Origin of the sequence: Klebsiella sp. R390, assembly GCF_051131745.1 — a bacterium.
Classification (GTDB): domain Bacteria; phylum Pseudomonadota; class Gammaproteobacteria; order Enterobacterales; family Enterobacteriaceae; genus Klebsiella.
In genome coordinates this window covers 3892923-3918338 of sequence record NZ_CP180445.1, presented here as the reverse complement: position 1 = coordinate 3918338, position 25416 = coordinate 3892923, and the positions used below count along the sequence as shown (strand labels likewise).

The following is a 25416-nucleotide window of genomic DNA, read 5'->3' as shown; positions in this document are numbered from 1 at the left end:
TCTTCGTTTAACGTTGGGTTTTACGGCTTTGCCGTTTAATATAGTGTGCTATTGTAGCTGGTCTTAATCGGGAGCAGGAACAGAGATTCTCCCGCATAAACATTTTGAGGAAGTCAAAACGTCATGACGCGCATGAAATACCTGGTGGCAGCGGCCACACTGAGCCTGGCTTTGGTGGGTTGCTCCGGCTCAAAGGAGGAGGTGCCTGATAATCCGCCGAATGAAATCTACGCGACCGCTCAGCAAAAGCTGCAGGACGGTAACTGGAAACAGGCAATAACGCAACTGGAAGCGTTGGATAACCGCTACCCGTTCGGACCTTATTCCCAGCAGGTACAGCTCGACCTGATTTATGCGTATTACAAAAATGCCGATCTACCGCTGGCTCAGGCAGCCATCGACCGCTTTATTCGTCTGAACCCGACACATCCTAACATTGATTACGTCATTTATATGCGTGGTCTGACAAATATGGCTCTGGATGACAGTGCGCTGCAAGGATTCTTCGGGGTCGATCGTTCTGACCGCGATCCACAGCACGCACGTGATGCCTTTAACGACTTCTCCAAACTGGTACGCGGTTATCCGAACAGCCAGTATGCGACCGACGCCTACAAACGTATGGTGTTCCTGAAAGATCGCCTGGCGAAGTACGAGCTGTCGGTCGTGGATTACTACACCGACCGTGGTGCATGGGTTGCCGTAGTGAACCGTGTTGATGGCATGCTGCGCAGCTATCCGGATACACAGGCCACTCGCGATGCATTGCCGAAGATGGAAAACGCCTATCGCCAGATGCAAATGAATGCCCAGGCCGATAAAGTAGCGAAAATCATCGCGGCTAACGGCAAAAACACCTGATCGCATTTCAGATAAGCAAAACGGCAGCGATGAGCTGCCGTTTTTTATTGCTCAGACACCAAAGCTGAAGCGTTTTAGCGTCGAGTCATCCTATCAAATATGACGCCCTTTCCCCTATTCGACAAGTAAAATCTCACCTGTTCCTGCCCTGCCTCACAAAATGAATTCGTTGACAAAAAGTGACATTAAAATGTGATCTTAATCACACATCTTGACATTGGGCGAGGTATGCTGAGTTCACCAAGACGGGAAAGACAAGAGGTAAAATTTATGACAATGAACATTACCAGTAAACAAATGGAAATTACTCCGGCAATCCGCCAGCACGTCGCAGACCGTCTCGCCAAATTGGATAAATGGCAAACCCACTTAATCAACCCGCACATCATTCTCTCTAAAGAGCCGCAGGGTTTTGTCGCTGACGCAACCATCAACACGCCGAATGGCCACCTGGTTGCCAGTGGAAGAAGTGAAGATATGTACGTCGCTATCAACGAATTAATCAACAAGCTGGAACGGCAGCTGAATAAAGTGCAACACAAAGGGGAAGCCCGCCGCGCCGCAACATCGGTGAAAGAGGCAGGCTTTGTGGAAGAAGAAGAGTAATCCTTAACTTAATATTGTGTAACGCCACGCGCCTTCGGGCGCGTTTTTTATTGACAGGATGAAAACAGTACGGGTACTGTAACTGCCATCAACCAAAGGACATCACCGTGAAACAACTACCGTTCTTCTTCGCATTCTTTTTTACCTTCCCCTGAACGGGAGGCGATTCGTCGTGTGATAAAGAATGCGAAGACGAACAACAAGGCCTCCCAAACGGGAGGCCTTTTTTATTGATAAATGAATAACAAGAAAGGCAACACAATATGACCGAGGAAAACCCGTTACTGGCCCTGCGCGATAAGATCAGCGCACTGGATGAAAAGCTGCTCGCGCTGCTGGCAGAACGCCGCGGACTGGCTGTAGAAGTCGGTAAAGCAAAGCTGGCATCGCACCGTCCGGTCCGTGATATCGATCGCGAGCGCGACCTGTTGGAGCGCCTGATGACGCTGGGAAAAAGCCATCACCTGGATGCCCACTACATCACACGCCTGTTCCAGCTGATTATTGAGGATTCGGTACTCACTCAACAAACGCTGCTGCAGCAACACCTGAATAAAATCAATCCGCATTCAGCGCGGGTGGCGTTCCTCGGGCCAAAGGGGTCATATTCACATCTTGCCGCACGCCAGTACGCCGCTCGCCACTTCGAGCAGTTTATCGAGAGCGGTTGCGCTAAATTTGCCGATATCTTCAATCAGGTAGAAACCGGACAGGCTGACTATGCTGTCGTCCCCATTGAAAACACCAGCTCCGGCGGGATCAACGACGTCTACGATCTGCTGCAACATACCAGCCTGTCGATCGTTGGCGAGCTGACGATCCCCATCGATCACTGTGTGCTGGTCTCGGCGTCAACCGATCCGCAACGTATTCAGACCGTGTATAGCCACCCGCAGCCGTTTCAGCAGTGCAGCCAGTATCTGAGCCGTTATCCGCACTGGAAAATTGAATATACCGAAAGCACCTCGGCGGCGATGGAGAAAGTGGCTCAGGCTAACTCTCCTACCGTTGCCGCTCTGGGTAGCGAAGCCGGTGGCGCGCTGTACGGCCTGCAGGTGCTTGAGCACTGCCAGGCAAATCAAACACAAAACATCACCCGCTTCCTGGTGCTGGCACGCAAAGCGGTGAACGTTTCCGATCAGGTTCCGGCAAAAACCACGCTACTGATGGCGACCGGCCAACAGGCGGGCGCGCTGGTTGAAGCGCTTCTGGTACTGCGCAATCACAACCTGATCATGACCAAGCTGGAGTCGCGCCCGATTCACGGTAACCCGTGGGAAGAGATGTTTTATCTGGATATCCAGGCCAACCTCGAATCAATCCCTATGCGTAAGGCACTGAAAGAGTTGGCCGAGATTACCCGTTCAATGAAGGTTCTCGGCTGCTACCCGGGCGAAAACGTGGTGCCGGTCGATCCGATTTAACGCTCAATAAATACCGGTTTCGTCATCCCTGCCACCGCAACCGGCAGGGTGAAGATGGCGCCGGAGAGCGGGTATTGCTGTACTTCGTCGGCGTCCATATTTTCCCGGGTGGTAGTGATGTACAGCGTACGCATATCCGCGCCGCCAAAACAGACCATCGTCGGGCAGCGCACCGGCAGCCGGTAGGTTTCCAGCGCTTCTCCGCTCGGGGAAAAGCGGGCAATTCGCCAGCCGTCAAACATCGCACTCCAGTAGCACCCTTCTTCGTCGATAGCCGCCCCGTCAGGAATCCCCTCTCCCGGTTGAAAACGCCGAAATACTTCCCGCTTGCCGGGTTCACCCTGTGCATCCAGTGGCGTACGGTAAATAACGGCATTTGGCGTATCAGAGGTATACATCCAGCGCTTATCATCGCTAAATGCCAGGCCATTGGCACCATGTATGTCACACTGAATCACCCGAGGCGTCAGGTCATGGTTAATCCGCATCAGCAGCGCACCGTTAAAATCTCCCGGCCCCCAGAATGTCCCGGCGTAAAAGCGCCCCTCGCGGTCGGTGCCACCATCGTTAAAGCGTGCCAGCTGCGGGTTACTTGGGTTATCACAAATTTTACGTCGCAGCAGCCCGTGGGCATCGGTTAACCAAATAGCGCTGCGCAGCGCCACGATGAAGCCACCTTTCTCGCGCAGAGAGAAGCAGCCCACTTCTTCGGGAAACTGCAGGATCTGATGTTCACCACTGTTGATGTCATAGCGGTGGATTTCACACTCAAGGATATCGGCCCAGTAGAGCGCCTGCTCGGTCTCGCTCCAGGTCGGGCATTCCGGCAGATGTCCTGCGTAATCAAACAGCGGTTGTGGTTCAGCCATCGTTGTTATCCCTATAAAAAAAGCCAGCGGGTTTCCCCTCTGGCTTTGATTATATACGGTTTTCCGTTACTGCCGGTTATCATTCGCCTGACGCAGCAGCGTCCGGCTTTCGCTCTGGAAGCGCTGAGCATAATCGCCAAACCAGTGCTCCACTTTGCGGAAGCTGTCGATAAACGCCTGTTTATCTCCCTGCTCCAGCAGGCCAATCGCTTCGCCAAAACGCTGGTAGTAACGTTTAATCAGCGCCAGGTTATTTTCTGACGACATGATAATGTCGGCATACAGCTGTGGGTCCTGGGCAAACAGACGGCCCACCATCGCCAGCTCAAGGCGGTAGATCGGTGATGACAACGCCAGCAGCTGCTCCAGCCGGACGTTTTCTTCCGCCAAATGCAGGCCGTAAGCAAAGGTCGCGAAGTGGCGCAGCGCCTGAATAAAGGCCATATTCTGGTCATGTTCAACGGCGCTGATACGGTGCAGGCGCGCGCCCCAGACCTGAATTTGTTCCAGGAACCACTGATACGCTTCCGGCTGACGACCGTCACAGTACACCACGACCTGCTTAGCCAGGCTTCCACTGTCCGGGCCGAACATCGGGTGCAGGCCCAACACTGGGCCATGGTGCGCCGCCAGCATCGCCTGCAACGGTTCTGCTTTAACCGACGCCAGGTCCACCAGGATGCAATCCGCCGGTAATGGCGGCAGGCGGGCAATCGTCTCTACCGTGGTATGAATAGGCACGCTGACGATAACCATCCCGGCATCGGCAACAATCTCTGTCGCGCGTGGCCAGTCTTCTTTTTCGAGAATACGGACCTGGTAGCCTGAAAGCGTCAGCATTTTCTCAAACAGACGCCCCATCTGCCCGCCGCCGCCAACAATCACTACCGGACGCAGATTCGGACACAGCGTTTTAAAGCCTTTGTCGTTCTCGCTGGAATATGACTCGCGCATGACGCGACGCAGCACGTCTTCGATAAGATCTGGCGGGACGCCAAGCGCTGACGCTTCTTCCCGCCGGGAAGCCAGCATCGCTGCTTCACGTTCCGGAACGTAAATCGGCAGGCCATACTGGCTTTTAACTTCTCCGACCTCCGCAACCAGCTCCAGGCGGCGTGCCAGTAATCCCAGCAGCGCCTTATCGACTTCATCAATTTGATCGCGTAACGCGGTCAGTTCAGCAACCATACTTTCCTCTTACCCCAGACGAGCCGCCAGATGACCGCGCAGATCTTTATCAAGTTCGCGGAGCAGTGCATCGGTGGTTTCCCAGCTGATACAGGCATCGGTAACGGATACGCCGTATTTCATATCACAACGCGGTTGCTCAGAAGACTGATTACCCTCGTGGATATTACTTTCAATCATCAGACCAATAATGGAGCGATTACCATCTTTGATCTGTGCAACGACGGATTCTGCAACCGCAGGCTGGCGGCGGTAGTCTTTGTTAGAATTACCATGACTGCAATCTACCATCAGCGACGGTTTCAGTCCCGCCTGCGCCATCTCTTTTTCGCATTTCTCGACATCTTCCGGGCCGTAGTTCGGCGATTTTCCGCCGCGCAGGATCACATGGCCATTAGGATTGCCCTGGGTTTGCAGCAGACACACCTGACCCGCCTGGTTAATCCCGACAAAACGGTGTGGCATCGCGGCGGCACGCATGGCGTTGATTGCAGTTGCCAGACTGCCGTCGGTGCCGTTTTTAAAGCCAACCGGCATCGACAGACCTGACGCCATTTCACGGTGAGTCTGAGATTCGGTGGTACGTGCACCGATTGCAGACCAGCTAAAGAGATCGCCGAGGTACTGCGGGCTGTTCGGATCCAGCGCTTCTGTTGCCAGCGGTAACCCCATGCTCACCAGCTCAACCAGCAGGCGACGCGCAATCTTCAGACCGCCTTCAACATCAAACGAGCCATCCATATGCGGATCGTTAATCAGCCCTTTCCAGCCCACGGTGGTACGAGGCTTTTCAAAATAGACGCGCATCACCAGGTAGAGGCTATCGCTGACCTCTGCGGCAAGGGCTTTAAAACGATGAGCGTACTCAATTGCCGCTTCAGGATCGTGAATTGAACAAGGACCACACACGACCAGCAGGCGCGGATCGCGGCCGGCGATAATGTCAGAGATAGTCTGGCGGGACTGCGCAATCTGCGCTTCTTGTTCAAGGCTCAGCGGGAATTCAGCTTTCAGCTGATCCGGCGTGATCAAAACCTGTTCGTCGGTAATATGTACGTTGTTCAGCGCGTCTTTTTGCATGATGGCGATCCTGTGTAGCTCGTTTGCGATAATGGGTTCCTCGGCTGAGGAGTGACGTAACGATACCACACGCAGTAAAGATTTCAATCCATAATCCGTAAATTTTAGTTTACACCAGCAAATTAAATAGGCTGAAAATCGCCATTTCGTGTAAACTTATTTATACATTTCCGCAAAAGTGATACCCAGAGCGTCACTTTACTCCTAATGCCTTTACGAAAAATCCTGGGTGAAATTACCGCAAGGATTCGGCAGTGATTAATGACGGCCCTCGCCAACAATGGTATCCTGCGCCAGGGCATCAACGATCTGCACTTCATGCATTAATGACGAACCTGACGGATCCGTTAATGAAACAGTTTCACCGTCTTATTTTTATATTTTTATTATTTATCGTGGGCTACCCTGTTTTCGCCTCCGAGCCACCGAAAAATGTTCGGGCTATTGTTTCAGGTATTGTCACTTATACCCGCTGGCCTGCATTATCCGGTCTGCCTAAATTATGTATTTTTTCTACCTCACATTACGTACAGAGCCTTGCTCAGGAAAAACCTGAAGCGTTGCCATATCGGCCGGTCATTGTTCACAATACGCAAGAAGCAATGAATACGGTCTGTGATGGGTTTTATTTTGGCAGCGAGTCGCCGTCTCAACAGGCAGAACTCACCGCAAAATACCAATCCCGTCCCCTTTTGCTGATCGCAGAACAAAATAGCGAATGCGCGATCGGTAGTGCTTTTTGCCTGATTATCAATGACGAAAGGGTCAGATTCTCCGTGAATCTGGATGTCCTGACGCACAGCGGCGTACGGGTTAATCCAGACGTACTGATGCTTGCCCGGAATAGCGCACATGAATAAGGATTTATCACAGGCTCCACGCCCAACGTTTAAAAGAGCGCTGCGACGTATCAGCGTGATAAGCGTGGTGATCTCAATGACGCTGGTCTGGATGCTGCTGAGCACCGCCTCGGTATTTACGCTTAAGCAATATGCGCAAAAGAACCTGGCGCTGACCGCCGCCACCATGAGTCGAAGCCTTGAGGCCGCGCTGGTATTTGATGACAGTTCCGCCGCGGAAGAAACCCTGGCGACGCTCGGGAAACAGGGACAATTCTCTGAAGCCCTGGTGCTGGACAACCAGCAAAACCGCTTTGCGGTCTGGCGGAATACCGATCTGGTCCGCCACGAAAAGCTGAGCGGTATCATCAGCCAGTGGCTGTTCCCGGAGCCGACCACGCAACCAATCCTACATCAAGGAAAAGTCATCGGCGAGCTTCGACTGAAGGCGCTGGACAGCATGATCGGTCATTTCCTCGGGATCTCGATTATCGTATTAACCGGCAGTATTCTGCTGGCTTCTGTTATTTCCTTATTACTGACTCACTCACTGCATCACGGTATTATCACCGCTCTGCAAAGTATTACTGAAGTGGTCCACGACATTAGGGAAAATCGCCATTTCTCTCGCCGGGTTCCGGAAGAACACATTGAGGAATTCCATCTTTTTGCCCAGGACTTTAATAGCCTGCTGGGCGAAATGGAGGACTGGCAGCAGCAGCTGCAGGCTAAAAATGCCCAGCTGTTACGCTCGTCCCTGCATGACCCGCTGACCGGACTGGCCAACCGTGCCGCATTCCGCAGCATTATCACCGCATTAATGAAGGATGACACCGCGCGCCACCGCTCAGCATTACTGTTTCTCGATGGCGACAACTTTAAACTGATTAATGACAACTGGGGCCATGCAACAGGTGACAAAGTCCTGATCGACGTCGCCAGTCGGCTGATGGCCTTTGCCAACAAGCACCATCAGGCATGGCGTTTAGGCGGCGACGAGTTTGCCATCCTGCTGCGCGATGTTCACTCAGAGGCGGAAGTGCAGGCACTTTGCGCCACGTTATCGACGCTGTTTCTCGAGCCGTTTAATTTGCACAACGGCCATACGGCAACCTTGTCTCTCAGCATTGGCTATGCGTTGGCCTGGGAACATCATTCCGCAGAAAGCCTGCAGGAGTTCGCCGATCAAAATATGTATCGGAAAAAACACCAGCGCATTCAGCAAGTACAAAATTAAAGGGATCCAACATGCTCAGGAAATATTTTGCGCCCGCACTGATAGCAGTGGCTTTACTCAGTGGCTGCCAGACGGCACCGCAAGGGAAATTCTCTGCGGAACAAATTGCCGCAATGCAGTCATACGGTTTTACAGAAAGTGAGGGCGACTGGTCGCTGGGTTTATCCGACAGTATTTTGTTTGATAAAAACGACTACCATCTGCGCAGCGACAGCCAGGCGCAAATCCAGAAAATGGCCTCCCGACTGGCCGCAACCGGCATTACGCACGGCCGACTGGATGGCCACACCGATAACTACGGTGAGGACAGCTACAACGAAGCGTTGTCGCTTAAACGTGCTGATATCGTCGCTGATGCATGGACGAAAGGAGCCAACATCCCGCGCAGTAATTTAACCACCCGCGGGTTAGGTAAAAAGTATCCGATTGCCAGTAATGATACGGCGAAAGGCCGTGCTGAAAACCGCCGCGTCACGGTGGTGATCAGCACGCCTTAAGCGCCTTAGTCGACGGAATTCACGAGCCTGACGCCCGCAGCAGTACGCCAGCGGAGATAATCAATCACCAGGCATACCGCCAGACTGACGCCCATCAATGGCAGCGCCAGCCCTAACATTACCGCTATTACCAGCGAAATGGCACGGGCTGGCCATCCGAGATTCACCCACGCCTGAACCAGCGTATTTGCCGGGTTAAAAGTGGCGTGGGCCGGACGACGGATCCACCACAAACGATATCCCACCACGATCATTACGCACAGCGCGATACCAAAGGCGATCAGTAGCAACTGGTTAGCAAGTCCAAACAGAATCCCCATATGGAAATCCACCCCCCAGCGGGTCAGTTTGGCCATCAGCGGGAAATCAGCAAACCGGGTACGGTCCACTACCTGCATCCGTTCACCATCAATCGCCACCGCATCAACCTGGGTCGGCCAGCTTCTGTCGATCTCAGTGACCGTCCACGCCCGGTCGGCCGATGCAGGTGGGCGGATCTCCAGCTTGCTGGCATCCAGGCCCGCCGCCTGCGCCACCGTCAGCACGCGATCAAACTGCTCGCCCGATGCTGATGGCATGGCTTCCGTCATCGCCATATGCCCCATATGATGTTCAGCATGCGGGTCCTGCGGCATCGGCATCGCGCTATTCAGTTGGGCATTTACCTGCGGCGTCAGCCAGCCGAACGCGGCACGCATTTTATCGACGTTACCACCCGCCCACTGCGACCAGGTCAGACCGGTAGCAGAAAAAAGCAGCATGCCCGCCAGCAGCGACCAGCCCAAAGAGACATGCAAACGACGGTGGTTCTGCATCCGGTTGTTGATCCGTCGACGGGGACGGGTCATCGCCCAGAGCACGATCCCCCCGAGCGCCGCCACCCACATCCACGATGCCGCCAGCTCGCTATAAAGCCGCCCGCTATTCCCTAGCAGCAGCGATCGGTGGGCGTAATCGATCCACTGGCGCAGTGGTAAAATCCCGCTGGTTCCGTAGACGGTCATGTCCCCCACCACCTTCAGCGTCACCGGGTCGATAAAAATCGCCCGCGTTTCAGACTCCCCCAGCTGCGGGTCAGCAAACATCACCCGGGTGGTTTCACCGGCGCTGAGTGCCGGACGTACCGCCTGTAAACGAAGGTTACCGTTAGTGGCGTCTTGCGCCGCCGCCAGCTGTAAGCTCAGGGGCTGGCTTTCGCCGTTGAGCGTGCCGCGCAGGGCATCCTGATAAAGCCAGTTCTCCAGTTGCGGAGTGGCGACATACAGCGTACCGGTCAAGGCGGCCACAAAGATAAACGGCCCGATAAACAGACCAATGTAAAAATGGAGACGTCGCAGCAGGTTCAGCCATGCCGCGCGCGAGGTGCAGGTTGTCATACTTTTCCTTTCTGAAAGCAAAAGAGAACGTTGCGCAGTGCGCACATTATTTTTAGAAAGCGGGAAAAGCAGAACAGCGCGGCGGTGCGCGGGTTTCCGGGTAAAGCCAGGGGAAGTAATGTCGGCGTTTCAGCACCAGACAAGGGAAGAGGACCCGCACGCGACGCAGGACGATAGAGAGCAACACCGCCAGCGCAAAGAGCAGCCCCGGGACGTGGGCTAACAGCACGCAATAGCCGCAGGCTTCGGCATGGTCAAGCGGCTGAGAGTGCGTTGATGAGGGATCATGGGGCGTTGCAGAATGCGGTTCTGTCATATCCTGCGTCATGCCCATCATCGCATGGTGCATGCCGGGCATAGCGCTCATCGGATCTTTTTGCAACGAAACTGAAATCAGGGGTGCGATCACGATCAGCAGGATCGAAAAAAGCGCCAGCCATGCGGCTCGCCGTTCGATTGTTGCGTGTTGAGAAATATCGCTGACCACCGCCCCTCCGAGATGAAGGGATATTGTAAATGATTTACATCACGATGGTTAAATTTAAGATAAAAAAAGGGCCGGCCCATCAGGCCAGCCCTTTTCATCAGGATGTCGCGAAAGCGAATCTTAGTTAAGACGCTCTTTGATACGAGCAGACTTACCGGTACGCTCACGCAGGTAGTACAGTTTAGCTTTACGTACAGCACCACGACGTTTAACAGCAATGCTGTCAACTACCGGAGAGTGAGTCTGGAAGACACGCTCAACGCCTTCGCCGTTGGAAATTTTACGAACAGTGAATGCAGAGTGCAGACCGCGGTTACGAATAGCGATAACCACGCCCTCGAATGCCTGCAGACGTTTTTTGGAACCTTCAACAACCCATACTTTCACTTCCACGGAATCACCCGGGCGGAAGGAAGGTACGTCCTGCTTCATCTGTTCTTGTTCAAGTTGCTTAATAATGTTGCTCATAATTTAATCTCTTATCCTGGGTAAACTGATATTGGGGGCTTACGCCGTCCCATCATGTTTATGCTGCTGTTGTGCGTGTTCAGTTTTGAACTGCGCCAGCAACTTTGCTTGCTCTTCAGTCAGAGCCAGGTTTTCCAAAAGTTCAGGTCTTCTAAGCCAGGTCCGGCCCAGCGACTGTTTCAAACGCCAGCGACGTATCTCAGCATGGTTTCCCGACAGCAATACTGGCGGTACTTCCATCTCTTCTAACACTTCAGGACGAGTATAGTGTGGGCAGTCCAGCAACCCATCAGCAAAGGAATCTTCCGTTGCTGAAGCTTCATGGCCCAGAACTCCCGGAATGAACCGGGAAACGGAGTCAATCAGCGTCATTGCCGGTAACTCTCCACCGCTGAGAACGTAATCACCGATTGACCATTCTTCGTCAATTTCGGTCTGGATTACGCGCTCGTCTATCCCTTCGTAGCGACCGCACACCAGAATCAGTTTCTGATTCGTTGCCAGTTCGCTGACGCCTGCTTGATCAAGCTTGCGTCCCTGAGGTGACAGATAAATCACCTTAGCGCCTTCACCTGCCGCGGCTTTTGCTGTGTGAATGGCGTCCCGTAAGGGTTGCACCATCATTAACATCCCCGGTCCGCCGCCGTAAGGACGATCGTCCACGGTACGGTGCCGGTCATGAGCAAAGTCACGAGGACTCCAGCTCTGGATGCTCAGCAGGCCATTTTTTACTGCCCGGCCAGTTACCCCGTAATCGGTAATTGCGCGGAACATTTCAGGAAACAGGCTAATTATGCCAATCCACATAGCGCCGTCTTTTACCGTTTATCCGGATAATTTAAAAACCAGGATCCCAGTCTACTTCGATTGTACGAGTAGCGAGATCGACTTTCTTGATAACCTGCCCATCGAGGAACGGAACCAACCGCTCCTTGATGCCAAATGCATCTTTCAGGTTTGCCTTAATGACGAGAACGTCATTTGACCCGGTTTCCATCATATCGATGACTTTACCCAGGCCATAGCCTTCCGTGGTGACTACCTGGCAACCCATCAGGTCTTTCCAGTAATAGTCGCCCTCTTCGAGCTTCGGCAACTGCGAGGAATCTACGACAATTTCACAATTAGTCAGCAGGTTCGCAGCATCGCGATCGTCAATGCCTTTCAGCTTAATCACGATGTCCTGATTGTGGTGGCGCCAGCTTTCCAGCTCAACAACCTGCCACTGACCCGCCTTCTGGATTAACCAGGGCTGGTAGTCAAAAATGCTTTCAGCGTCTTCGGTGGAGGAAAACACTCTGAGCCAACCACGGATACCGTAGGAAGAACCCATCTTGCCCAATACGATCGGATCAACAGGTGCTTGTGCGGTGTGTTGCTTGCTCATCATGACCACCGTGACAGATTAAGCTGTTTTGTTTGCTGCTTTGATCAGCGTAGCTACGCGATCGGAAACTGTCGCACCCTGGCCAACCCAGTGAGCGATACGGTCCAGATCCAGACGAGTTTCTTCTTCGTTCGCGGAAGCGATCGGGTTGAAGAAACCAACGCGCTCGATGAAGCGACCGTTACGTGCATTACGGCTGTCGGTGACAACAACCTGGTAGAACGGACGCTTTTTAGCGCCGTGACGAGCTAAACGAATAGTTACCATAACATCCTCTTGTGTGAATAGAACACCCGGGCCCCATCGAGGAACGGAGCCCGGGTGTCATATTAAAAGCCCGAAAATTTTACTGATTTCTGTGCAAAAATCAATTCAAAACTGCAATACGCTAAATAATTCGAGTTGCAGGCAGGCGGTAAGTGAGTAAATCCCCGGGAGCGTACACAAGTACGCGACCGGGGTGAACGAACGCAGCCAACGCATCTGCGGCTTGAATGATGACGCGTATTAGCGACCTGGGAATCCTGGCGGCATCATCCCTTTCATGCCACGCATCATCTTCATCATGCCGCCTTTCGACTTCATCTTCTTCATCATGCGCTGCATATCGTCAAACTGCTTGAGCAGACGGTTCACGTCCTGCACCTGCATGCCGCAACCCGCGGCGATACGGCGTTTACGTGAACCTTTAATGATTTCAGGTTTGGCACGCTCTTTCAGGGTCATCGAGTTGATGATCGCTTCCATCCGCACCAGCACTTTGTCGTCCATCTGCGACTTGACGTTGTCAGGGATCTGCCCCATACCCGGCAGTTTGCCCATCAGGCTAGCCATACCGCCCATGTTTTTCATCTGGCGCAGTTGCTCAAGGAAGTCGGTCAGGTCGAAGCCATCGCCCTTCTTCAGCTTGGAAGCGAGTTTCTCGGCCTGTGCGCGGTCAACCTTGCTCTCGATATCTTCGATCAGCGACAGCACATCGCCCATGCCGAGAATACGGGATGCAATACGATCCGGATGGAACGGCTCCAGCGCTTCGGTTTTTTCGCCAACGCCGAGGAACTTGATCGGTTTGCCGGTGATATGGCGAATAGACAGCGCCGCACCGCCACGCGCATCACCATCAACCTTGGTCAGCACCACGCCGGTCAGCGGCAGCGCTTCGTTAAAGGCTTTGGCGGTATTCGCGGCATCCTGGCCGGTCATCGCATCCACGACAAACAGCGTTTCTACCGGATTCAATGACGCGTGGACCTGCTTAATTTCGTCCATCATCGCTTCATCTACGTGCAGACGACCGGCGGTATCCACCAGCAGCACGTCGTAGAATTTCAGCTTCGCTTCTTTCAGCGCCGCGTTGACGATATCAACAGGCTTCTGGCCCACGTCGGACGGGAAGAAATCAACGCTAACCTGCTCGGCCAGCGTTTCCAGCTGTTTAATCGCTGCCGGGCGATAAACGTCCGCGGAGACAACCAGCACTTTCTTCTTGTGCTTCTCACGCAGGAATTTACCGAGCTTGGCGACGCTGGTGGTTTTACCTGCCCCTTGCAGGCCCGCCATCAGCACGACAGCCGGTGGCTGTGCGGCTAAATCCAGCGCCTGGTTCTCTTCGCCCATCGCCGCAACCAGTTCGTTACGGACGATTTTGACGAATTCCTGGCCCGGGGTCAGGCTTTTATTAACTTCATGACCCACCGCGCTCTCTTTGACGCGGCTGATGAAATCACGCACGACAGGCAGAGCAACGTCCGCCTCCAGCAGCGCCATGCGCACTTCGCGCAGGGTGTCTTTAATATTGTCTTCGGTAAGGCGTCCGCGGCCGCTAATGTTGCGCAGCGAACGCGACAAACGATCGGTTAAATTATCAAACATTGTCTCTCGCCTGAGGTGGAAACTGTCGGTCGCGGTAGCGACACGAAAAACACGGATTTGGCGCAGTATAACACGACATGAAGCGCGATGTGATGCAACGGTTGGAGCAGACGTCGCGTAACGCTATACTGCTTATCTTTCTTACTTATTTAGTCAACAGTCGACGCCCATATGCCTGTTTTTGCTCTACTCGCGCTTGTCGCCTATTCCATCAGCCTTGCGCTGATCGTCCCCGGCTTACTGCAAAAAAACAGCAGCTGGCGGCGGATGGCGATACTTTCCGCAACAATTGCGTTGATTTGTCATGCTTTTGCGCTGGAGTCACGTATTTTCCCCGGCGGCGAGAGCGGGCAAAATCTGAGCCTGCTTAACGTCGGCTCGCTGGTAAGCCTGATGATCTGTACGGTGATGACGATTGTAGCGTCACGCAATCGTGGCTGGCTGCTGCTGCCCATCGTCTATGCATTTGCGCTAATTAATCTGGCTTTCGCTACCTTCGTCCCCAACGAATACATCACTCACCTCGAAACCACGCCGGGGATGCTGGTGCATATCGGTCTGTCGCTGTTCTCTTACGCGACGCTGATCATTGCCGCGCTGTACGCGCTGCAGCTGGCATGGATTGACTATCAGCTGAAAAACAAAAAACTCGCTTTCAGCCATGAAATGCCACCGCTGATGAGTATTGAGCGTAAAATGTTTCATATCACCCAGGTTGGCGTGGTTCTGCTGACCCTGACGCTCTGCACCGGCCTGTTCTACATGCAGAATCTGTTCAGCACGGAAAACATCGATAAAGCCGTCCTGTCGATCGTGGCGTGGTTCGTCTATATCGTTCTGCTATGGGGACATTATCATGAAGGCTGGCGCGGTCGCCGGGTCGTCTGGTTTAACGTCGCCGGGGCCGGACTGCTGACGCTGGCCTATTTCGGCAGTCGCGTGCTGCAACAGTTAATGAGTTAACCCAGACTACAAGCCTGGCCCGGCAGGTATCATCGAGACAAATAGCCCACCGGGTCAGGCGCTAAGGAGTCCCCCCTGGAACACATATCTACCACCACGCTGATCGTCACACTGATCATCATGGTGATCATCTCCGCCTATTTCTCTGGTTCAGAGACCGGCATGATGACGCTGAACCGCTACCGTCTGCGCCACATGGCCAAACAGGGCAACCGCCAGGCGAAGCGTGTCGAAAAACTGCTGCGTAAACCAGACCGCTTAATCAGCCTGGTGCTGATCGGCAACAACCTCGTCAACATCCTCGCCTCCGCACTCGGGACGATTGTCGGTATGCGCCTGTATGGCGATGCTGGGGTGGCGATTGCCACCGGCGTATTGACCTTTGTGGTGCTGGTTTTTGCCGAAGTCCTGCCGAAAACCATTGCCGCGCTGTATCCGGAAAAAGTGGCCTACCCCAGCAGTTTCTTGCTGGCACCGTTGCAAATACTGATGATGCCGCTGGTGTGGTTTCTTAACACCATCACCCGCCTGCTGATGCGCATGATGGGCATCAAAGCCGATATCATCGTCAGCGGCGCGCTGAGCAAAGATGAGCTGCGCACCATCGTGAACGAGTCGCGGACCCAGATCTCCCGCCGTAACCAGGACATGCTGCTGTCGGTGCTGGATCTCGAAAAAGTGAGCGTCAACGACATTATGGTCCCACGTAATGAAATCATTGGGATTGATATTAACGACGACTGGAAGGCCATCGTTCGCCAGCTGACCCACTCCCCGCACGGGCGCATTGTGTTGTATCGTGGCTCGCTGGATGACGCCATCAGCATGCTGCGTGTGCGTGAAGCTTACCGCCTGATGACCGAGAAAAAAGAGTTCACCAAAGAGGTGATGCTGCGCGCCGCGGATGAAATTTATTACGTTCCGGAAGGAACGCCGCTCAGCACACAGCTGGTCAAATTCCAGCGGAATAAGAAGAAGGTGGGCCTGGTGGTCGATGAATATGGCGATATCCAGGGCCTGGTGACGGTAGAAGACATTCTCGAAGAGATCGTCGGTGATTTCACCACCTCGATGTCACCCACGCTAGCGGAAGAAGTGACGCCACTAACTGACGGCACGGTGATTATCGACGGCAGCGCCAACGTCCGTGAAATCAATAAAGCCTTTAACTGGCACCTGCCGGAAGATGAAGCGCGGACGGTAAACGGTATTATTCTGGAAGCGCTGGAAGAGATACCGGTTCCCGGCACGCGCGTGCGTATCGAGCAATACGATATCGATATTCTCGACGTTCAGGACAACATGATTAAGCAAGTCAAAGTCATGCCGGTCAAACCGATTCGCGAAAGCGTCGCCGAGTAATCATTCGGCAAATCAGATACGGCGGGCCTGTGGTTCGCCGTTTTTTTTGCCCCGGAAACGGGCAGAAGATAAGAGAAAGAGAAAAACGGCCACCCGCTGGCGGCCGTTTGGAAGCGAATTACTTCGCTTTTGCCACGGTGACCATCGCCGCGCGAATGGTACGACCGTTCAGGGTATAGCCTTTTTGCATCACGCCCAGCACGTTGCCCGCAGCCACATCGTCGGACTCAACCATCGCGATGGCCTGATGGACGTTAGGATCCAGCGGTACGTTGGTATCGGCAATCACTTCCACGCCGAATTTGCGCACAACATCCAGCATCGACTTCAGCGTCAGCTCGATACCCTCAACCATGGAGGCCATGTCAGGGTTAGCTTTGTCCGCAACTTCCAGTGCGCGATCCAGACTGTCGATAACCGGCAGCAGCTCGTTGACGAACTTCTCAAGCGCAAATTTATGCGCTTTTTCGATATCCAGTTCGGTACGACGACGCAGGTTATCTTCATCGGCTTTCGCGCGCAGTTTCACTTCCAGTTCACGTTTCTGTGCTTCAGCAAGCTGTGCTTCCAGATTCGCAATTGTTTCATCGCGCGGATCCACCTGCTCAGCCGAAACTTCAGGCTCAACAGCCTCAACGCTCTCGTGCTGTTCCGTGATAATTTCTTCCGGGGCTTGCCCGTCAGGCGTTTTCTGTTCTTTACTACTCATGAATTTCTCCGCGTTTTTTTTCGCATTCATCTCGCTAACTTCGCTTATTATGGGGATCCGTTTCCGGGTTTCAAGGGAAGCCGTCAGATTGTCATCATTCATTTAACGCAAGGACATCCAGAACATGAAGAATCATTTCAAGTGTATAGGCATTGTGGGACACCCTCGTCACCCAACCGCGCTGACCACACATGAAATGCTCTGGCGCTGGTTAAGCGGCAAAGGCTACGAGGTCCTGGTCGAACAACAGATCGCGCATGAACTTCAGCTTAGCAATGTCAAAACCGGCACGCTGGCCGAAATTGGTCAGCAGGCGGATCTGGCGGTGGTAGTCGGCGGCGACGGCAACATGCTCGGCGCAGCGCGGACCCTGGCGCGTTACGATATCAACGTCATCGGCATTAACCGTGGGAATCTCGGCTTTTTGACCGACCTTGACCCGGATAACGCCCTGCAGCAGCTCGCGGACGTACTGGAAGGCCACTACATCTCCGAAAAACGCTTTTTACTGGAAGCGCAGGTGTGTCAGCAAGACTGCCAGAAACGCATCAGCACTGCGATTAATGAAGTGGTGCTGCACCCGGGTAAAGTCGCGCATATGATTGAGTTTGAGGTCTACATTGATGAGGTGTTTGCCTTCTCGCAGCGCTCGGATGGCCTGATTATCTCCACCCCAACGGGCTCGACCGCCTACTCGCTGTCCGCCGGCGGCCCGATTCTGACACCGTCACTGGACGCGATTACCCTGGTCCCGATGTTCCCGCATACGCTATCGGCCCGCCCGCTGGTGATTAACGGCGACAGCACCATTCGCCTGCGCTTCTCCCAGCGCTGCAGCGATCTGGAGATCAGCTGTGACAGCCAGATAGCGCTGCCGATTCAGGACGGCGAAGATGTGCTGATCCACCGCTGCGATTATCACCTGAATCTCATTCACCCCAAAGATTACAGCTATTTCAATACATTGAGTACCAAGCTCGGCTGGTCCAAAAAATTGTTCTGATTTTTACTACCGCCTCTTTACTGGATAAAAAACCAGTCTATACTGTACGAAAACACAGTAATGGTTTTTCATACAGGAAGGCGGTTATGCTGGCGCAACTCACCATCAGTAATTTTGCTATCGTTCGTGAACTGGAAATTGACTTTCACAGCGGCATGACCGCGATCACCGGGGAAACCGGTGCCGGGAAATCTATCGCCATTGATGCGCTGGGGCTGTGCCTGGGCGGAAGAGCAGAAGCAGACATGGTGCGACGTGGCGCCAGCCGCGCAGACCTTTGCGCCCGTTTCGCCTTGAAAGATACACCGGCAGCCCAACGCTGGCTGGAAGAGAACCAGCTGGAAAGCGGGTGTGAGTGTTTACTACGTCGCGTTATCAGCACAGATGGCCGCTCCCGGGGCTTTATTAACGGCACCGCCGTCCCGCTCTCCCAGCTGCGCGAACTCGGCCAGTTGCTTATCCAGATCCACGGCCAGCATGCACACCAGCGGCTGACCCGCCCCGAACATCAAAAAGCACTCCTCGATGGTTACACCTGTGAGTATGCGCTTACTCAGCGTATGGCTGAACACTACCACCAGTGGCACCAAAGCTGCCGCGAACTGGCGCAACATCAGCAACAAAGCCAGGAGCGCGCCGCGCGGGCCGACCTGCTGCAATACCAGTTAAAAGAGCTCAATGAGTTTAACCCGCTAGCGGGTGAGTACGAACAAATCGACGAAGAGTATAAGCGTCTGGCCAACAGCGGCCAGCTGCTGACGACCTGCCAGCACGCGTTGACGGTACTTGCCGACAGCGAAGAAGCTAACCTGCAGAGCCAGCTCTACACCGCCAGGCAGCTGGTGACCGAGCTCGCCGGCATGGATGGCAAACTCTCCGGCGTGCTGGACATGCTCGAAGAAGCAGCCATTCAGCTCAGCGAAGCCACCGACGAACTGCGTCACTATCACGACCGCCTGGATCTCGACCCGAACCGCCTGTTCGAGCTGGAGCAACGCATCTCACGCCAGATTGCCCTGGCGCGTAAACATCAGATCACCCCGGAAGAGCTCCCGGCCTTTTATCAGGCCCTGCTGGAAGAACAGCGTCTGCTGGACGATAGCGCCGGCTCGCTGGAATCCCTGAGCCATAGCGTCGTCGAACATCATCAGCTGGCACTGGAAACCGCCCGTCAGCTGCACGACCTGCGTCAACGCAGTGCGGAAGAGCTGACTCAGCTGATTACTGAAAGTATGCACTCACTTTCCATGCCTCACGGGGTGTTTGCCATCGATGTTGCCTTCGATGAGCGTCATCTTACCGCCGAAGGGGCTGACCGCATTGAGTTCCGCGTTACCACCAACCCGGGGCAACCGCTGCAGCCGATTGCGAAAGTGGCCTCCGGCGGCGAACTCTCGCGTATCGCATTATCTATCCAGGTCATTACCGCTCGCAAAATGGAAACCCCGGCCCTGATTTTCGATGAAGTCGATGTCGGAATTAGCGGCCCGACGGCGGCAGTGGTTGGCAAACTGCTGCGCCAGTTAGGCGAATCCACTCAGGTAATGTGCGTGACTCACCTGCCTCAGGTTGCCGGGTGTGGCCACCATCATTTCTATGTCTGCAAAGAGACCGATGGCGAAATGACGGAAACGCATATGCATCCGCTAGATAAACGGGCGCGACTGCAGGAGCTTGCCCGCCTGCTGGGCGGTAGCGAAGTTACGCGCAACACCCTCGCCAACGCGAAAGAGTTGCTCGCCGCGTAAACTTTTTGAATTTCGCAGAGTCATAGTGAACAGCAAATTGCCGCAAGACCTGCAGCCGAAGGTTTCCAACCGGGCAAAGGTCTATTATTATCGGCATATTACAGATGAGCCACGTACTGCTCGGGCCCGAAAAGGAATAAAATCACTATGCGCTGTAAAACGCTGACTGCTGCCGCAGCGGTTCTTCTTATGTTGACCGCAGGCTGTTCCACTCTGGAACGAGTGGTTTACCGTCCTGATATCAACCAGGGTAACTATCTGGCACCCAACGATGTAGCAAAAATTCGTGTCGGCATGACGCAACAACAGGTTGCTTATGCGCTGGGTACCCCAATGATGTCGGATCCGTTTGGCACTAACACCTGGTTCTATGTTTTCCGTCAGCAGCCTGGGCATGAAAAAATTACCCAGCAGACACTGACGCTGACGTTCGATAGCAGCGGCGTGTTAACCAATATTGATAACAAACCGGCGCTGACTAACGAGTAATCGGGTAAGTATCGGTCCAGAAATGCAAAAAGCGCTCATTGAGCGCTTTTTTTATCACCGCAATTACCGCCGTTACTTGCCGGCGCTTTTTTCCGCACGCTGGCGCCGCAGTTCTTTTGGGTCAGCAATCAGGGGACGGTAGATTTCAACCCGATCGCCATCATGCACCGCATCGTGCAGCTTAGCGGGACGGCTGTATATCCCGACCTTATTTTTGGTCAGATCGATATCGTCGCGCAGCGTCAGCAGACCGCTGGCCTGAATCGCCTGCTCGACGGTCGCCCCCTCTTCCAGCTTCACGCTTTGCAAATACTGTTTTTCCGGCAGCGCATAGGCAACTTCAACTACAATTTTAGCCGACACGATAAACCTCTTTGGCCCGGGCGGTGAATGCCTGCACCATGTTTATCGCCAGCTCTTTAAAGATGCGGCCAAACGCCATCTCGATCAGCATATTGGTGAATTCAAAATCGAGGTGAAACTCAATTTTGCAGGCATCCGGGCTTAACGGGATAAACTTCCAGCCACCAATCAATTTCTTAAACGGGCCATCGACCAGGCTCATCAAAATGCTGTGGTTGCTGGTAAGCGTATTGCGAGTGGTGAACGTCTTGCTGATGCCTGCCCTGGACACATCAACCGCCGCCATCATTTGCGTCGGCCCAGATTCCAGCACACGGCTCCCGGTGCAGCCAGGCAAGAAATCAGGATAGGACTTCACGTCATTCACGAGTTGATACATCTGTTCCACGCTGAAAGGCACCAGCGCAGTACGGCTAATCTGAGGCATAGCAAGTTCCACATTTAAACACGGCGCAAATAATATCATTTATCTGGCGCTAAAAAAAACGCTGTGCCACAACTCGTGCTAAGATAGCGCATTACACCTCGCAGGATGGATTGAGGTACTGTATTCCCGTTTAGCAATGACTTCAGGACATTATGACCAAGAAAAAAGCCCACAAACCTGGATCAGCCACCATTGCGCTGAATAAACGCGCCCGCCATGAATACTTTATTGAAGATGAATACGAGGCTGGTCTTGTTCTGCAAGGGTGGGAAGTTAAATCTCTGCGCGCTGGCAAAGCCAACATCGGCGACAGCTACGTTATCCTGAAAGATGGCGAGGCCTATCTCTTCGGTGCAAACTTTACGCCGATGGCCGTGGCCTCCACCCACTACGTGTGCGATCCAACTCGTACCCGTAAGCTGCTGCTCAATCAGCGCGAGCTGGATAACCTGTACGGCCGTATCAACCGTGAAGGCTATACCGTTGTGGCCCTGTCACTGTACTGGAAGAACGCCTGGTGCAAAGTGAAAATCGGCGTCGCGAAAGGTAAAAAACAGCACGATAAGCGTACCGACCTCAAAGATCGTGAGTGGGCGCTGGATAAAGCCCGCATTATGAAACACGCGGGCCGCTAATCCCCTCCTCAGGGCCAGCCCAGCTGGCCCTTCTGCGCTATATCGTTGTTGATGCTGCTTTTTTACCCACTCCCATGAAATAATCATCCTACGCAGTACTGGTAACCTCATTCACTAATCTGTTATACTTGCCGTAACGCATTGGGGCTGATTCTGGATTCGACGGGATTTGCGAAACCCAAGGTGCATGCCGAGGGGCGGTTGGCCTCGTAAAAAGCCGCAAAAAAATAGTCGCAAACGACGAAAACTACGCTTTAGCAGCTTAATAACCTGCTCTGAGCCCTCTCTCCCTAGCTTCCGCTCTTAAGACGGGGATCAAAGAGAGGTCAAACCCAAAAGAGATCGCGTGGAAACCCTGCCTGGGGTTGAAGCGTTAAAACTAATCAGGCTAGTCTGGTAGTGGCGTGTCAATCCGCAGGTGCCAGGCGAATGTAAAGACTGACTAAGCATGTAGTACCGAGGATGTAGGAATTTCGGACGCGGGTTCAACTCCCGCCAGCTCCACCAAAATTCTCCATCGGTGATTACCAGAGTCATCCGATGAAGTCCTAAGAGCCCGCACGGCACAAGCCCTGCGGGCTTTTTTGTGCCCTCAATTTGTCCTGCGAAGTCCGAAGAGAACTAATTAAATCCGAACCTTTTAGGCCCATTGATAGGCCCAACGAAAAGCTCTATTGTTTTCGTTGGGCCTAAACGCATGGAGACTCCCCATGGCAAGAAAAACCAAGCCGTTAACCGATACGGAAATCAAAGCCGCCAAACCTAAAGATGCCGATTACCAGCTTTATGATGGTGATGGGCTGACCCTGTTAATAAAGTCCAGCGGTAGTAAACTCTGGCAGTTCCGTTACTATCGGCCTCTAACCAAACAGCGAACCAAACAGAGCTTCGGTGCCTACCCTGCTGTCTCCCTTTCTGATGCGCGTAAACTCAGAGCTGAATCTCGAGTTTTATTGGCGAAAGACATTGATCCACAGGAACATCAGAAAGAACAGGTGAGAAATTCTCAAGAGGCCAAAACCAACACTTTCCTGTTAGTTGCCGAGCGTTGGTGGAATGTGAAGAGAGCCAGCGTAACAGAGGATTATGCCGACGATATCTGGCGCTCGCTTGAGAGAGATGTTTTCCCAGCAATCGGTGATATCAGTATCACTGAGATTAAGGCTCATACTCTGGTTAAAACAGTTCAGCCGGTTCAGGCCAGGGGTGCATTAGAGACTGTCCGACGCCTTTGTCAGCGTATTAACGAAGTCATGATTTATGCGCAGAACACTGGCCTGATTGATGCGGTCCCCAGCGTGAACATCGGGAAAGCATTCGAGAAACCGCAGAAGAAAAACATGCCAAGTATCCGCCCGGATCAGCTACCACAGTTAATGCAAACGATGCGTACAGCAAGTATAAGTTTGCCCACGCGGTGTCTGTTCATGTGGCAGCTTCTCACCATCACCCGCCCTGCCGAAGCCGCTGAAGCTCGATGGGATGAGATCGATTTTGATGCCAGCGAATGGAAAATCCCTGCAGCCCGAATGAAGATGAACCGGGACCATACGGTTCCACTATCCGAGGAGGCTCTCTCTATTCTGGAAATGATGAAGTCACTCAGTGGTGGCCGGGAATTTATCTTTCCCAGTCGCATTAAGCCTACCCAGCCGATGAACAGCCAGACAGTGAATGCAGCCCTTAAGCGTGCTGGTTTAGGAGGCGTACTCGTATCTCACGGCTTGCGTTCTATCGCCAGCACAGCACTAAATGAGCAAGGATTTTCACCTGATGTCATTGAAGCCGCACTTGCTCATGTGGACAAAAATGAGGTACGTCGTGCTTACAACCGAAGCGATTACCTTGAGCAACGTCGTCCGATGATGCAATGGTGGGCTGATTTTGTTATTTCAGCCGACAAAGGAACCATAATTACACCAAACACTGGTGTACTGAGACTTGTTGGATAAAAAATCAGGCGATTTGTTACATTAAAAATAGCGTTAAAATCACGCTATTTTTTTTACCAACCTTGACTCGAACTGTTGCTTCGAAGGCCGCTCTTACTTCAGCATTTTCGCGTGCCCAGCGTACGATAGTTGTGAGAAGCTCATCTTCATTAAGATCCAATCCCTCATTTTGTGCTTTCATTTTTTGCACAAAACTCATTAAATCCTGTTCGATAGCCTTTCCGGCTACGGTTCTGTTTTTCCAGCCTCCATTTGACGGAACATTTTTGTGGAGTAACCTTATTACCTCCTGCTTTACCGGAATATAGTGCTCAGCTTTTGCCTTTCCTCCTTTTTTGGCTGATTGCCGCCGGCCCTCACTCACCATTTTTTCACTATCAATCAATTGATTGAAATCCACAGCCCCACGACATTCATTCAAAGTTCGATTAGCGTGTAGAAAGGACTCAACCGCCATTTCTTGATCGACATCCCATATGTCTCTTCCCCAAAGCTGAAATACTCCGGCAGCGAACAGCGTATCTTTGAAGGTCTGTTTCAATCCTAGAGCCGAGTGCATCAAAGGTATGGTTGTCCATTTTAGCTTTAGCCGCTTCCAACATGCATCATGCTCGATGTACTGAGCCCTTAACTGTGAGACCTCATCTTTTACTTGGTCATTGTCCTCCGCGAGAAACAATAGTCCTTCCATCAAGGCATTCTTAAACGGCCACTCTGAAGACGTAAGAAGTCTATGCAGGTCCTTGCGTTGAACTTCGAACTCACTACAAAAAATTTTTAACATGCCAATTTAACCCCTTTATTTTCAATGCATTAACACAGAGACAGTATTGTAAAAAAAAACTTTTTGGCAAGTTAATTTTTTTTAAAACGCAGAAAGGCTATCTTCATCCCATCCCAAAACGCACAACCTACGAGAAACGTTGATGAACATATCCAATGCAAAAATGATACGGATTACATCTGTAATGAAAAAAATTGGCGTGGCCCGTTCGACTATCTATGATTGGCTTAACCCAAAATCCCCACGTTACGATGCGACATTTCCAAAACGTCGTCGCCTTGGTAAACAATCCATTGGCTGGCTTGAATCAGAAATTGACGAATGGATTTTACTTCGAGAGCCAGTATCTTCCTGAAGATATCGGCCAATATGATCATTTTTTATCCATAATCGAAATTTGAGGAACTCTAACGCATGCATAAATTAAAATATAGCATCACCTCTCATAGAAAAATTACATTAATATAAACTTTAAGACAATAATCATCAGATTATTCAAAGCGTACTTATAACGTGAAATATCTCTAGATTAAATCCACAAGACTTATAAACGCGCATATTAAAACAGGAATTCGCCATGTCATTAAAAGTAACATTTTCAACCAATCATGCATCTACAATTGATTATTATAAAAGAGTAAGTAAGCTTTCAGGTAGGTCTCTATCATCTATTTTATCAGAAGAGTTACAGAGAGCTTCGCAGTCACATGAAAATAAAAAGCCACCTATGCTTACGGATAAATCTAGCCAAAAAAAACTGATATAGAACTTTATGAAGGAATTTGGAAAG

The 25416-nt window shown here is 52.5% G+C and carries 30 protein-coding genes, 1 other RNA gene and 1 other annotated feature; of the genes, 17 read left to right on the top strand and 14 right to left on the bottom strand.

Annotation, left to right across the window (positions count from 1 at the left end):
• The first annotated feature begins 123 nt into the window (after positions 1-123).
• From bamD to pheA, 4 genes are all read left to right on the top strand, one after another.
• Complete coding sequence (gene bamD, locus ACMYSP_RS18445) at positions 124-861, top strand: outer membrane protein assembly factor BamD (RefSeq protein WP_434583494.1); 738 nt, start codon at positions 124-126, stop codon at positions 859-861.
• Positions 862-1131: 270 nt separating this feature from the next.
• Positions 1132-1467 (top strand): ribosome-associated translation inhibitor RaiA, encoded by a 336-nt coding sequence (gene raiA, locus ACMYSP_RS18440; RefSeq protein ID WP_004866516.1) that lies wholly within the window; start codon positions 1132-1134, stop codon positions 1465-1467.
• A 106-nt stretch (positions 1468-1573) separates the two neighbouring features.
• Positions 1574-1698: a sequence feature (Phe leader region), on the top strand.
• Positions 1575-1622 (top strand): pheA operon leader peptide PheL, encoded by a 48-nt coding sequence (pheL, locus tag ACMYSP_RS18435; RefSeq protein WP_125294913.1) that lies wholly within the window; start codon positions 1575-1577, stop codon positions 1620-1622. Its footprint overlaps the feature before it by 48 nt.
• Before the next feature lie 32 nt (positions 1699-1730).
• Positions 1731-2891 (top strand): bifunctional chorismate mutase/prephenate dehydratase, encoded by a 1161-nt coding sequence (gene pheA, locus ACMYSP_RS18430; protein ID WP_434583493.1) that lies wholly within the window; start codon positions 1731-1733, stop codon positions 2889-2891.
• On the opposite strand, the gene ACMYSP_RS18425 is transcribed toward pheA, so the two are convergent.
• From ACMYSP_RS18425 to aroF, 3 genes are all read right to left on the bottom strand, one after another.
• A complete protein-coding gene (locus tag ACMYSP_RS18425) occupies positions 2888-3760 on the bottom strand; it encodes an SMP-30/gluconolactonase/LRE family protein (RefSeq protein ID WP_434583492.1) in 873 nt (290 codons plus the stop codon). The genes pheA and ACMYSP_RS18425 overlap by 4 nt on opposite strands.
• Positions 3761-3826: 66 nt before the next feature.
• Positions 3827-4948 (bottom strand): bifunctional chorismate mutase/prephenate dehydrogenase, encoded by a 1122-nt coding sequence (gene tyrA / locus ACMYSP_RS18420; protein ID WP_434583490.1) that lies wholly within the window; start codon positions 4946-4948, stop codon positions 3827-3829.
• 9 nt (positions 4949-4957) lie between these two features.
• Positions 4958-6028, bottom strand: coding sequence for a 3-deoxy-7-phosphoheptulonate synthase AroF (gene aroF, locus ACMYSP_RS18415; RefSeq protein WP_123756920.1), 1071 nt, complete (start codon positions 6026-6028; stop codon positions 4958-4960).
• Between the two features lie 350 nt (positions 6029-6378).
• Between aroF and ACMYSP_RS18410 the strand changes: the two genes are divergently transcribed.
• Genes ACMYSP_RS18410 through ACMYSP_RS18400 form a run of 3 tightly spaced genes read left to right on the top strand, consistent with a single transcriptional unit; the run spans position 6379 to position 8601 of the window.
• Complete coding sequence (locus ACMYSP_RS18410) at positions 6379-6888, top strand: YfiR family protein (RefSeq protein ID WP_434587167.1); 510 nt, start codon at positions 6379-6381, stop codon at positions 6886-6888.
• On the top strand, positions 6881-8104 hold the full coding sequence (dgcN, locus tag ACMYSP_RS18405; RefSeq protein WP_434583488.1) for a diguanylate cyclase DgcN: 1224 nt from the start codon (positions 6881-6883) through the stop codon (positions 8102-8104). The genes ACMYSP_RS18410 and dgcN overlap by 8 nt, the downstream gene beginning before the upstream one ends.
• Before the next feature lie 11 nt (positions 8105-8115).
• Positions 8116-8601, top strand: a complete 486-nt coding sequence (locus ACMYSP_RS18400; RefSeq protein ID WP_434583486.1) for an OmpA family protein — start codon at positions 8116-8118, stop codon at positions 8599-8601.
• 5 nt (positions 8602-8606) lie between these two features.
• Here the strand turns inward: ACMYSP_RS18400 and ACMYSP_RS18395 are convergent, their stop codons facing one another.
• The 7 genes from ACMYSP_RS18395 to ffh form a co-directional block, all read right to left on the bottom strand.
• Positions 8607-9977, bottom strand: a complete 1371-nt coding sequence (locus ACMYSP_RS18395) for a PepSY-associated TM helix domain-containing protein (RefSeq protein WP_434583485.1) — start codon at positions 9975-9977, stop codon at positions 8607-8609.
• Positions 9978-10029: 52 nt separating this feature from the next.
• Complete coding sequence (locus tag ACMYSP_RS18390; protein WP_434583483.1) at positions 10030-10464, bottom strand: DUF2946 domain-containing protein; 435 nt, start codon at positions 10462-10464, stop codon at positions 10030-10032.
• Between the two features lie 120 nt (positions 10465-10584).
• Positions 10585-10932 carry a 50S ribosomal protein L19 gene (rplS, locus tag ACMYSP_RS18385; protein ID WP_434583481.1) on the bottom strand — a complete coding sequence of 116 codons (348 nt, stop codon included), beginning with the start codon at positions 10930-10932 and terminating at the stop codon, positions 10585-10587.
• A gap of 39 nt (positions 10933-10971) precedes the next feature.
• Positions 10972-11739, bottom strand: a complete 768-nt coding sequence (gene trmD / locus ACMYSP_RS18380) for a tRNA (guanosine(37)-N1)-methyltransferase TrmD (protein WP_123756914.1) — start codon at positions 11737-11739, stop codon at positions 10972-10974.
• A 31-nt stretch (positions 11740-11770) separates the two neighbouring features.
• Positions 11771-12319 (bottom strand): ribosome maturation factor RimM, encoded by a 549-nt coding sequence (rimM, locus tag ACMYSP_RS18375; RefSeq protein ID WP_004866548.1) that lies wholly within the window; start codon positions 12317-12319, stop codon positions 11771-11773.
• A gap of 18 nt (positions 12320-12337) precedes the next feature.
• Positions 12338-12586: a 30S ribosomal protein S16 gene (gene rpsP, locus ACMYSP_RS18370; RefSeq protein ID WP_434583479.1), complete on the bottom strand. Its 249-nt coding sequence runs from the start codon at positions 12584-12586 to the stop codon at positions 12338-12340.
• 240 nt (positions 12587-12826) lie between these two features.
• The gene (gene ffh / locus ACMYSP_RS18365; RefSeq protein ID WP_123756912.1) at positions 12827-14191 is read right to left on the bottom strand and encodes a signal recognition particle protein; all 1365 of its coding nucleotides are present in this window, start codon (positions 14189-14191) and stop codon (positions 12827-12829) included.
• Positions 14192-14362: 171 nt separating this feature from the next.
• Between ffh and ACMYSP_RS18360 the strand changes: the two genes are divergently transcribed.
• The gene (locus ACMYSP_RS18360) at positions 14363-15154 is read left to right on the top strand and encodes a cytochrome C assembly family protein (RefSeq protein WP_123756911.1); all 792 of its coding nucleotides are present in this window, start codon (positions 14363-14365) and stop codon (positions 15152-15154) included.
• A gap of 75 nt (positions 15155-15229) precedes the next feature.
• Positions 15230-16516, top strand: coding sequence for an HlyC/CorC family transporter (locus ACMYSP_RS18355; protein WP_434587165.1), 1287 nt, complete (start codon positions 15230-15232; stop codon positions 16514-16516).
• A 118-nt stretch (positions 16517-16634) separates the two neighbouring features.
• Here the strand turns inward: ACMYSP_RS18355 and grpE are convergent, their stop codons facing one another.
• Positions 16635-17225 (bottom strand): nucleotide exchange factor GrpE, encoded by a 591-nt coding sequence (gene grpE / locus ACMYSP_RS18350; protein WP_148060401.1) that lies wholly within the window; start codon positions 17223-17225, stop codon positions 16635-16637.
• A 124-nt stretch (positions 17226-17349) separates the two neighbouring features.
• On the opposite strand from grpE, the gene nadK reads away from it, so the two are divergent.
• The 3 genes from nadK (at position 17350) to bamE (ending at position 20465) form a co-directional block, all read left to right on the top strand.
• Complete coding sequence (gene nadK, locus ACMYSP_RS18345; RefSeq protein ID WP_004866566.1) at positions 17350-18228, top strand: NAD(+) kinase; 879 nt, start codon at positions 17350-17352, stop codon at positions 18226-18228.
• A gap of 86 nt (positions 18229-18314) precedes the next feature.
• On the top strand, positions 18315-19976 hold the full coding sequence (gene recN / locus ACMYSP_RS18340) for a DNA repair protein RecN (protein ID WP_434583478.1): 1662 nt from the start codon (positions 18315-18317) through the stop codon (positions 19974-19976).
• Positions 19977-20123: 147 nt separating this feature from the next.
• Entirely contained in the window at positions 20124-20465 is a 342-nt protein-coding gene (bamE, locus tag ACMYSP_RS18335; RefSeq protein ID WP_123756906.1) for an outer membrane protein assembly factor BamE, read from the top strand.
• Between the two features lie 72 nt (positions 20466-20537).
• Here the strand turns inward: bamE and ACMYSP_RS18330 are convergent, their stop codons facing one another.
• Entirely contained in the window at positions 20538-20828 is a 291-nt protein-coding gene (locus ACMYSP_RS18330; RefSeq protein ID WP_434583476.1) for an RnfH family protein, read from the bottom strand.
• The gene (locus ACMYSP_RS18325) at positions 20818-21255 is read right to left on the bottom strand and encodes a type II toxin-antitoxin system RatA family toxin (protein WP_217426898.1); all 438 of its coding nucleotides are present in this window, start codon (positions 21253-21255) and stop codon (positions 20818-20820) included. Before ACMYSP_RS18325 ends, ACMYSP_RS18330 begins: the two co-directional genes overlap by 11 nt.
• Positions 21256-21407: 152 nt before the next feature.
• Here ACMYSP_RS18325 and smpB point away from each other — a divergent pair, with 152 nt between their 5' ends.
• From smpB to ACMYSP_RS18310, 3 genes are all read left to right on the top strand, one after another.
• A complete protein-coding gene (smpB, locus tag ACMYSP_RS18320) occupies positions 21408-21890 on the top strand; it encodes an SsrA-binding protein SmpB (RefSeq protein WP_434583474.1) in 483 nt (160 codons plus the stop codon).
• 143 nt (positions 21891-22033) lie between these two features.
• Positions 22034-22397, top strand: a transfer-messenger RNA (tmRNA) gene (gene ssrA, locus ACMYSP_RS18315).
• A gap of 203 nt (positions 22398-22600) precedes the next feature.
• A complete protein-coding gene (locus tag ACMYSP_RS18310) occupies positions 22601-23842 on the top strand; it encodes an integrase (protein WP_372477997.1) in 1242 nt (413 codons plus the stop codon).
• A gap of 16 nt (positions 23843-23858) precedes the next feature.
• Here the strand turns inward: ACMYSP_RS18310 and ACMYSP_RS18305 are convergent, their stop codons facing one another.
• The gene (locus tag ACMYSP_RS18305; RefSeq protein ID WP_434583472.1) at positions 23859-24626 is read right to left on the bottom strand and encodes a hypothetical protein; all 768 of its coding nucleotides are present in this window, start codon (positions 24624-24626) and stop codon (positions 23859-23861) included.
• Positions 24627-24768: 142 nt separating this feature from the next.
• On the opposite strand from ACMYSP_RS18305, the gene ACMYSP_RS18300 reads away from it, so the two are divergent.
• Together ACMYSP_RS18300 and ACMYSP_RS18295 are read left to right on the top strand one after the other, a co-directional pair.
• Positions 24769-24981 (top strand): AlpA family phage regulatory protein, encoded by a 213-nt coding sequence (locus tag ACMYSP_RS18300; RefSeq protein ID WP_171825040.1) that lies wholly within the window; start codon positions 24769-24771, stop codon positions 24979-24981.
• Between the two features lie 222 nt (positions 24982-25203).
• On the top strand, positions 25204-25392 hold the full coding sequence (locus ACMYSP_RS18295; RefSeq protein WP_434583471.1) for a hypothetical protein: 189 nt from the start codon (positions 25204-25206) through the stop codon (positions 25390-25392).
• Positions 25393-25416: the final 24 nt, after the last annotated feature.